Annotated in this window: 10 protein-coding genes and 1 pseudogene; 1 reads left to right on the top strand and 10 read right to left on the bottom strand. The window is 70.9% G+C overall.

Annotation, left to right across the window (positions count from 1 at the left end; genetic code table 11):
- The 10 genes and pseudogenes from QNO07_RS27305 to QNO07_RS27260 all read right to left on the bottom strand — a co-directional run.
- Window positions 1–348 (bottom strand): annotated as a pseudogene (locus tag QNO07_RS27305) (DNA methylase); the annotation flags it as partial.
- Window positions 349–432: 84 nt separating this feature from the next.
- Window positions 433–639 (bottom strand): hypothetical protein, encoded by a 207-nt coding sequence (locus tag QNO07_RS27300; protein WP_283995224.1) that lies wholly within the window; start codon window positions 637–639, stop codon window positions 433–435.
- 11 nt (window positions 640–650) lie between these two features.
- Window positions 651–839 carry a hypothetical protein gene (locus QNO07_RS27295; protein WP_283995223.1) on the bottom strand — a complete coding sequence of 63 codons (189 nt, stop codon included), beginning with the start codon at window positions 837–839 and terminating at the stop codon, window positions 651–653.
- Between the two features lie 31 nt (window positions 840–870).
- The gene (locus QNO07_RS27290) at window positions 871–1122 is read right to left on the bottom strand and encodes a hypothetical protein (RefSeq protein ID WP_283995222.1); all 252 of its coding nucleotides are present in this window, start codon (window positions 1120–1122) and stop codon (window positions 871–873) included.
- A gap of 141 nt (window positions 1123–1263) precedes the next feature.
- Window positions 1264–3504 carry a cell division protein FtsK gene (locus QNO07_RS27285; RefSeq protein ID WP_283995221.1) on the bottom strand — a complete coding sequence of 747 codons (2241 nt, stop codon included), beginning with the start codon at window positions 3502–3504 and terminating at the stop codon, window positions 1264–1266.
- Window positions 3505–3602: 98 nt separating this feature from the next.
- Window positions 3603–3980 carry an RRQRL motif-containing zinc-binding protein gene (locus QNO07_RS27280; protein ID WP_283995220.1) on the bottom strand — a complete coding sequence of 126 codons (378 nt, stop codon included), beginning with the start codon at window positions 3978–3980 and terminating at the stop codon, window positions 3603–3605.
- On the bottom strand, window positions 3980–4864 hold the full coding sequence (locus QNO07_RS27275; RefSeq protein ID WP_283995219.1) for a DUF2637 domain-containing protein: 885 nt from the start codon (window positions 4862–4864) through the stop codon (window positions 3980–3982). Before QNO07_RS27275 ends, QNO07_RS27280 begins: the two co-directional genes overlap by 1 nt.
- Window positions 4861–5196, bottom strand: a complete 336-nt coding sequence (locus QNO07_RS27270) for a hypothetical protein (protein ID WP_283995218.1) — start codon at window positions 5194–5196, stop codon at window positions 4861–4863. The genes QNO07_RS27275 and QNO07_RS27270 overlap by 4 nt, the downstream gene beginning before the upstream one ends.
- Complete coding sequence (locus QNO07_RS27265; protein WP_283995216.1) at window positions 5193–5825, bottom strand: GGDEF domain-containing protein; 633 nt, start codon at window positions 5823–5825, stop codon at window positions 5193–5195. The genes QNO07_RS27270 and QNO07_RS27265 overlap by 4 nt, the downstream gene beginning before the upstream one ends.
- Entirely contained in the window at window positions 5822–6079 is a 258-nt protein-coding gene (locus tag QNO07_RS27260; protein ID WP_283995215.1) for a DUF6284 family protein, read from the bottom strand. Before QNO07_RS27260 ends, QNO07_RS27265 begins: the two co-directional genes overlap by 4 nt.
- Before the next feature lie 562 nt (window positions 6080–6641).
- Between QNO07_RS27260 and QNO07_RS27255 the strand changes: the two genes are divergently transcribed.
- Window positions 6642–7700, top strand: coding sequence for a helix-turn-helix domain-containing protein (locus QNO07_RS27255; protein WP_502961957.1), 1059 nt, complete (start codon window positions 6642–6644; stop codon window positions 7698–7700).
- Window positions 7701–7728: the final 28 nt, after the last annotated feature.

The raw sequence follows: 7728 nt of genomic DNA, 5'->3' as shown, positions 1-7728 counted from the left end.
CGACGCATCCAGCAGTTCACGGGTCGGGGCCACCAGGTCCACGTGTGTGCGGCCCCACCCTTGGGAGGCGTTCGTTCCCACGGCCAGCGCGCATCCGTGCTGGCAGGGAGGAGAGGCGTGGACGAACACGTACCGGCGGATCTCGCCCGTGGCGATCAGGTGGGCGAGACGGGTCAGGGCGTCGCCCTGGTGGTGGGGAAAGGGGTAGTTCGGGCGGGGGGCGATGTCGACGCCGGTGACGTCGAACCCGGCGCGGTGGTAGCCCATGGCGGCCCCGCCGGCGCAGCAGAACAGATCCAACAGGCGCGGCCGGTCGGGCCCTCGCCGGATGGGGAACGGGTGAGTCATGCTGGTGTTCTCCTGTCCTTTGGGTGGGAGGTTGTGGGGCGGCCCGGCTTCTTTGGCGAGATGAGCGGGCCGCCCCGTGCTGTGTCAGAGGCCGGTGCGGTCGTCGGGGTCGGGGGCGAGCAGGGCCGTCAGGGTGCCGCCGAGCGTGGCCATGCGGTGCTCAATGGCGGCCCACGAGGTGGGGTCGATGGAGGCGAGTGCGTGGGCGGCGGCGGCCGGGTCGCCGCGTCGTGCGGCGCTGATGGCGTCGCGCAGTTCTCCGGCGGCCATCAGGCTGATGTGGTCGGGCACGGGTGTGCTCCTCACAGGTCGGGGATGGCGGTGATGACGGCGGCAGCGAAGTCGTTGATGGGCCCGGCCGCGCCGGTGGCGGCCAGGAAGTAGCCGAAGCCCGCGGCGACGAACGCCGAACCGGCGCTGAGGCTGCGGGACTTGAGCAGCATCGCGAGGAGTGCTCCGAAGAGGAGTGCGAGGGAGATGGTCACGGCCATGACAGGTGTGTCCCTTCTCGGGGGTGTGGGGTCAGCGGGTGCCGTCGCGGTGGAGGCGGGCGGCGACGTTGTAGAGGTGCCGGCCGAAGCGGATGCGTTTGCGGTCGCCCCGGCAGCGGCGGCAGAGGCGGCCGGGCCGGGTGCGTCCGCGTCGGTCGGTGGTGAGCCGGTAGCCGAAGCCCCGGCAACGGCGGCAGTCACCGAACGGCGAAACCGCACACAGAAATCCGTAACCGAGAGTGACGGCAGTCAGGCAGGCGATAGCAAGGAGCACGGGGGTCACGAGGTACCTCCACGGGCCGGTTTCGAGGGTTTCCGCAGGTGGGCCGCTAACCGATAGCGACCTGATCAGATGGGGTGCGGGCCGCTATCGGGGCCGCTAGCGCTAGCAGGTGTGGGCGCTAGCGTTAGCGGCCCCGGCCGCTCAGCTCGCGTCCCGCTTGTCGTCACGCTCCGCAACAGTAGTCGTGAGGTGGGCGCGGGTGACGCCACGCTGGTTGACGGTCTTGCCGTTGACGCGGCGACCCACCTGCCCGGTCTTGATCCCGTACGGCTTCAGGGCGGCGGTGAGGTGGGCCGTCTTCTCCTCACCGTCCATCCGGGCCCAGTCGCCGTACTTCTCCGGCCGCAGCTCGGCAAGCCGGTCGACGACCGTCTCGTTCCACACCTTCGTCTCACTGGCGGGGATCACCGCGAGGATGTCCGTCAGCAGCGTGTCCACCGGCTTGGCGGTCTTGGCGGTGGCCGGGTCGGGCAGGGTGCCGGCCACCGCCCGCGCGGTGCGGGCACGCTCGCACAGCGTCGCGGCGGCGGCGTTGTCGATGTAGTACGACCGCACGATCTGTGCGTTGGGACCGGCGCCCACCAGGTAGCCGATGCCCAGGTCATCGGCGGTGAACGAGGTGGCGCGGATGCCGTTCTTGTACATCGACGTCCCCAGCACCATGTCGTTCTCCGGCTGGCCCATCACCTGGAGACAGAACCGGATGCCGACGTTCGCGGAGATCGCCTTGGGCAGGGAGTCGGCGTCCGGCCGCTGCGTGCCCAGCAGCAGGATCACCCCCAGCGCCCGGCCGCGCTTGATGATGGCCGTCGCCAGCTCAGCCGCCTTCTTGCCGTGGCGCTCGTGGGTGAAGACCTCTTGGCACTCGTCGATGGTCATCACCAGCGGGTGCAGCCCAAGGGACCTCTTGGCCGCCAGGGCGGGCGTGACCTTGTTCTCCGGGCAGATGTCCTTGGGCAGCCCGTTGATGACCCGCGCCCGCCGGTCCAACTCGCCGTACACGTAGGCCAGGGCATCCACGCACCCTTCGACGGTGGCGTCGTCGCCGGGGCCTGACCCGTAGCTGTGGGAGATCGGCTCGAAGGAGGAGAAGTCTCCGGTGCCCTTGAACTCCCAGGTGTGCAGCTCGGCGGTGGGGTCCATGGCGGCGGCCAGCAGCAGGATGCGCAGCGCGAACGTCTTGCCCCGCCCCGGCATCGCGCCCACCAGGAAGTTGGCGTACATCAGGTCGAAGCCGACCGCCCTACCGCGCGGGTCCGTGCCGTACGGGACGGCCTTGAACAGCGACGTCGCACCCGACTTCAGCAGCGGCCACGCGGGCTGCGGCGCCTTGGCCATGTCCTGATCCCCCACCCACAGCATCAGGCGCCCGGTGTGCTCACCGGGCACCGGCTCGGGCCACACGCAGCCCAGCGGCTTGCGCAGCCCCGACGCCAGCCGCTCGCGCCGGTCCAGGACGTCGGAGACCGTCACGCCGTACGGCAGGTCGAGGTCGGCACGCCAGCCCTTGCCGTCGCGCTGGATCGGCGCCTTGAACTCCACCCCGTCCTTCCCCCGGCTGGCCTGCTTGTTGATCTCGGCGATACCCAGCGCCGCGAACGCCCGCACCACGATCTGCGACGTCAGCCGCGCCACCTGCGGCAGCTCCACCGCACGGGTCACGATCGGCGCGTCCGCCTCACGGCCGGCGAAGCCCAGCGCCAGCACCAGCGCGCTCACCGAAACCGCCTGAAGCCACCCGGGGGCGAGCACGTACAGGGCCAGACTCGCGCCGACCCCGATCAGGGAGGCCAGCACCATGGCCAGGGTCCGCAGCCGGACCCGGCCATCGCGCTGCCGCGACAACTTCAGGTACTCCACCGCGTCTTCACGCCGCACCGCCGCCAGCCGGACCGGCTCGCCCTCCCGGTCGGCCAGCCACCGCAACGTGCCGCCCACGAACCGGGCCGCGCCGCGCGGCGAGTGCACCGCCAGGCGCCCGGCATACACCGGCACCCGCAGCGAGTGATACGCCGTCAGGTGGCCGTAGTGACCGGCCACCCACGCGGCGGCCGTCTTCAGCTCACCGACCGACCGCAGCCACGCCGGGACCACCGGCCGCCGCTTCGCAGCGGTCACCCGCTCCATGAAGCCGGGCCCGACCGGCGCCGGGCCGTCGACCATCACCGGCCCCGACCCGTCGCCCGACCCACCAGCCGCCGAGTCGGCCCGACCGGACACACCGGAGTCGGGGGCGGAGTCGGCCGACGAGTCGCCCGACTCGGCACGGGCGTCGCGCGCCTTGCCGAGGTCGACCACATCGGCCCCGGAGTCGCCCGCCAAGTCGGCTTCCAGCCGGGCGAACAGTTCACGTTCCTTGTCGTTGCCATCTGCGTGATTCACTGAGATTCCTTCCCATCAGTGGAGGGATGAGCGGGGCCCGGCCGACGCTGTGAGAGGTGAGCGATCGGGCCCCGCGGCGCGGGACGTACAGGAGAGGGTCAAGCAGCGCGCTGATCTTCGGGGTAGGCGCAGGGCACGCAACTACCGAGCGACGCGGGGATGGTGTAGCCCGCATCCCGCCCGCAGTCGGGGCAGGTACGCCGGGCGGTGTTAGCACGGTCGAGGGCCGCCCGCTTCGCCGGCGTCATCGGCCGCACGGGCTTTGCGGCGTCGATGCGGTAGAGGTAGGCGACCAGCGGCGGCCGACGACGACGGCCGCGCATGAGCTGCGCGGCCACGTCCTGACCGCCGGGCCGCAGCCCGAGCGCCCATAACTGTCGGCGGGTGGCGTAACCGTCCGGGGCGAAGCGCCATGGGTAGGTGGGCAGCCCATAGCGGGTGCCGTCGGGGTCGTAGAACGCGGTCCGGGCGGCCATCAGGCCACCACCGACGCACCGTCAGCCCGCTCAGCGCGCAGGGTGTCGCGCAGGGTGCGGGCGTTCTCCGCAGAGGTGCGCACGGCCAGCCGGATGGCGTTGGCCGTCAGCTTCTCCTCAGGCCACCCGGCGGTGGCCTCCCGTGCCTCGTTGAGGAGTTGGGCACGGGTGCGGGCGGGTCGGGTGGCGGTGCGGGCGGCGGCCGGGACCCGACCGGTCACCCGACGCGGACCCGACTCCACCGCCGCAGCAGCAGCCCTCACCGCCACCGGCTCCACCGCGACAGTCGGCCCAGTCGGGTCGGGCTGGCCGGTGGAGTCGGGGGCCGACTCGACCGGCCCCCGGTCGGGTGCCGGGGGGTCGATCGGTGCGGGTGGGGTCGGGGGCGACTGTTGCAGGTCAGGCCCCGACTGGTTTGCGGTTGCCTCGGTGGATTCCTCCGCATTCGAGGCTGTGGAGTCGGGGCGGTGGTGGAGCACCTTGGCGACCAGGTCGGAGCCGAAGAAGATGGCCCCGACCGGGAGGGAGGTGGCGAGCAGGACCAGGGCCCAGTTCGCCGGTCCCCAGTCGGCCAGCCGGACCGACTCCCCGCCGTGGTGCATCGCGGGTACCAGGCCGTGCACGTAGTTGAGGACGAGGGAGGCGAGGGTGTAGGCGGCCAGCACGCGCAGTGCGAACCGCCGGTCCCGCCCCGTCAACGTCAGCGTCGCCACCAGTGCCAGAGCCATCAGGCCGTCGACGACGAACGGGTACAGCAGCGCGGCCGTCTCATCCGCCCCCACGGTCTTGGCCACGTCCCGCAGCGCGTTCCACGACACCCGGAACGCCATGCCGACCACGGCCACCAGGGCGAGGACGAGGAGGGTCTTGGCGGGGCGGTTCATGCCGCACCTCCGTTCCGGTCGCTGTAGAGGAACCGGAACAGGGACTGCTGAAGGTCAACGTGGTCGATGCCGGTGACGAGGGGCGGGTAGCCGTGCGCCTCCAGGACCTCGGCCACGTCAAGGCGCAGACCGAACGTGAACCGGCGGTCGTCGTCCGGCAGCGGCCGGATCGGATACGCGCGCGGACGACCGTCACCGGTCTCGGTGGCGTGCCGGCGGGCCGGGCAGTCGGCGTCGGCGTAGTGCACCGCGCCCTCCCCGCAGTCACACGGCCCCGACAGTCCCTCGTCGCCATCCCGCTCGCCGTCCGTGACGTGCAGCTCGGTGCTCATGCCGCACCTCGCCGTCCGGCCCGGCGGCCGTTGCTGGTCCGGTGGGAGGGCGTGGGGCCATCAGCCACCAGCCAGCCGCCCCCGCCGCGCTTGGCGACGTACATGGCCTCATCCGCCCGCCGCAGCGCCAAGGAGAGGTCAGCGGTCGGTAGTTCGGCGGTCAGGCAGGCTCCGAGAGAGGCGCCCAGGGTCAGGGTGTGGCCCCGGTAGTTCAGCGGTGCGCACAGGTGGCCGTGGAGGCCGCGCAGCAGCCACGGCACCGCGTGGTCGTGCGGGGCGGGGACGATGGCGGCGAACTCGTCCCCGCCCAACCGTGCGGCGATTCCGCCCCGTCCGTCGTCCTCCAGCGTTTCGGTGAGCGCGTCGGCGGCGGCGGTGAGGGCGTGGTCGCCGGCGGCATGGCCGAAGGTGTCGTTGACGGCCTTGAACCCGTCCAGGTCGATGACGATGACGGCGTGCGGGCCGCGCCGCAGCATCCGGCCGGCGGTGCGCTCGAACGCGGAGCGGGTGCGCAGCCCGGTCAGCGGGTCACGCCGTGCGTTGTGGAGCTGGCGGCGCAGCCACAGGCCGTGCACGCTCCACCCGGCCAGCGGCACCGCAGCGGCGGCCGCGGGAAGCAGGGCGCTCATGCGATCACCTCGCCCGACGTGGCGGCGGCGCGGTTGGACAGGTCGCGGCGGGCGTCCAGCACCCGACGCCGGGCCCGGCGCAGCCGCCGCGCGTCCAACTCCGACACCGGCCGGTCCAGCAACGCGATACGCACATCCAGCACCTCGACTTCCGCACGGATCAGCGGCATCTCACGCTCGATGGCGTCCAGCTCAGCAGCGGTCGGCTCCGCATCCAGCGCACCGACCGCCGCCAGTGCGACGATGTTCCTCATGGGTCGTAGGTCCTCTCAGGCAGACGGCCCAGACAGCGGCCCCGGTGGTAGGACACCGGGGCCGCACGCCGTCAGGGAAGAAGCAGGAATGAACTCCGGCTCCCCTCAGCCCCGCCCGTACGAGACGGGCGGGGGAGGCAACCGGCGCGGCACCCTCAGGGGCCGCGAAGTGATCGGGTCGTGCAAGTGGTCTCCTTCGGGAGCGCGCTCCCGTTCCAGGCGCATGGAGACATGACCTTTCGGTCTCAAGCCCTCCGGTTGACCAGGGATCCGGGACCCTCGGCCCGCTCTGCCCCGGGCCCCTTTTCGCACCACGGATCAGAAGCGACTCTCTGATCTGGTGCGCACCAGAAGGTAAGCATCTGGTGCGCACCAGAGTCAAGAGATGTTTCCGATTCGAGCGGCGGGTTGCCCGCCTTGGCGCATCTCCAGAAGACCGGCTTGAGCAGCGGGCCGGTAGCCAACAGGGCTTAACTTCCTTCGTGTTAACCCCTGTTGACCTGCGCCGATGTGAGGCACCCTGGGTAAGTCAGCGAACGGACCGATCGTCGGACGGTGGCCTGTGAGCACTGGACTGCGGAGTGCACGAACGGCGCGAGGCTGGTCTCAAGAGCGACTGGTCCGAGAAATCGAGCGCCACGCCAGGCATCACGTCACCGACGTGGCCTCGGCCGCGAGCCTGCGGGTGTACGTCTCCGAGTGGGAGAACGGCAAGCGCCCGATCTCCGACCGATACGCGGCGATCCTCAGGCAGCTCCTCGGTGCCACTGACCCGGAGCTGCGAGGCGTCCCGGCCGCCGTTGCCCCGTCGATGGCGGAAGGCTACGACGAGCTGCTGAGCAGAATCGACGCCGCGAGCAGCGTCAGTCAGAGCATGGTGAAGTCATTCAACGATCAGACCGAGTTACTGCGCACCATGGACCGCCAGATGGGCGCGTCGAGCCTTGTGGACCAGATGTCCGGCCACCTCGCTGCCCTCGAAGACGCGCTGAACTTCGCGGTGCTTCCCGATGCCCGCCGCCCCGTGGCCCTTGCACTCGCCGGGGCTTCCACATTGGCCGCATGGCAGGCGATCGACTCGGGAGCAGTCGAGCGGGCATGGCGGCACTACGAACTTGCAAAGCGGGCAGCGCGAGACGCTGAAGCCCCCATGTACCTCGCACACGCAATGGCGGAGCAGGCATACGTCCTGTGCGAGGCTGGCCGGCCGACTCTCGGCGTCGAAGTGATCCGCGATGCCCAGCGCACTCTAGGCCGCGCGGGGTCACCACGCCTTCGCGCATGGCTCTACGCAGCCGAGGCGGAGCTGTGCGCGCAGGCCGGGATGGCCGACCAGTGCCGCCGGGCCCTTGACGCCGCCGAAGCAAGTATTCCGCCCGGCCCTCAGGATCGAGACCCGGACATGCTGAGCATCTTTCTCAATGGCGCACACCTGGCTCGATGGCGTGGCAACATTCTTGCCCAGCTGGGAGACGACGAGGCGGTTTCGAGTCTGTACGACGCGCTGGAAGTCGTTGACCCAACTTTCGTCCGCGCTCAAGCGGGGTTGCTCTGCGATCTGGGGCAGGCTCATTTGGTCCGAAGTGAGTGGACGTTAAGTCCGATCTTCCTCGGTTCGTGATCGCTCGATCGTGTGACTGATCGCTGGC

The organism is Streptomyces sp. 549 (genome assembly GCF_030124175.1).
Classification (GTDB): Bacteria; Actinomycetota; Actinomycetes; order Streptomycetales; family Streptomycetaceae; genus Streptomyces.
The sequence above is the reverse complement of the archived record's forward strand: the minus strand, read 5'-3'. Positions and strand labels throughout refer to the sequence as shown.

Excerpts from the sequence above, each read along its gene's own strand:
- QNO07_RS27295 (WP_283995223.1), bottom strand. The coding sequence starts at position 839 with ATGGCCGTGACCATCTCCCTCGCACTCCTCTTCGGAGCACTCCTCGCG.
- QNO07_RS27280 (WP_283995220.1), bottom strand. The coding sequence starts at position 3,980 with ATGGCCGCCCGGACCGCGTTCTACGACCCCGACGGCACCCGCTATGGG.
- QNO07_RS27275 (WP_283995219.1), bottom strand. The coding sequence starts at position 4,864 with ATGAACCGCCCCGCCAAGACCCTCCTCGTCCTCGCCCTGGTGGCCGTG.
- QNO07_RS27270 (WP_283995218.1), bottom strand. The coding sequence starts at position 5,196 with ATGAGCACCGAGCTGCACGTCACGGACGGCGAGCGGGATGGCGACGAG.
- QNO07_RS27265 (WP_283995216.1), bottom strand. The coding sequence starts at position 5,825 with ATGAGCGCCCTGCTTCCCGCGGCCGCCGCTGCGGTGCCGCTGGCCGGG.
- QNO07_RS27260 (WP_283995215.1), bottom strand. The coding sequence starts at position 6,079 with ATGAGGAACATCGTCGCACTGGCGGCGGTCGGTGCGCTGGATGCGGAG.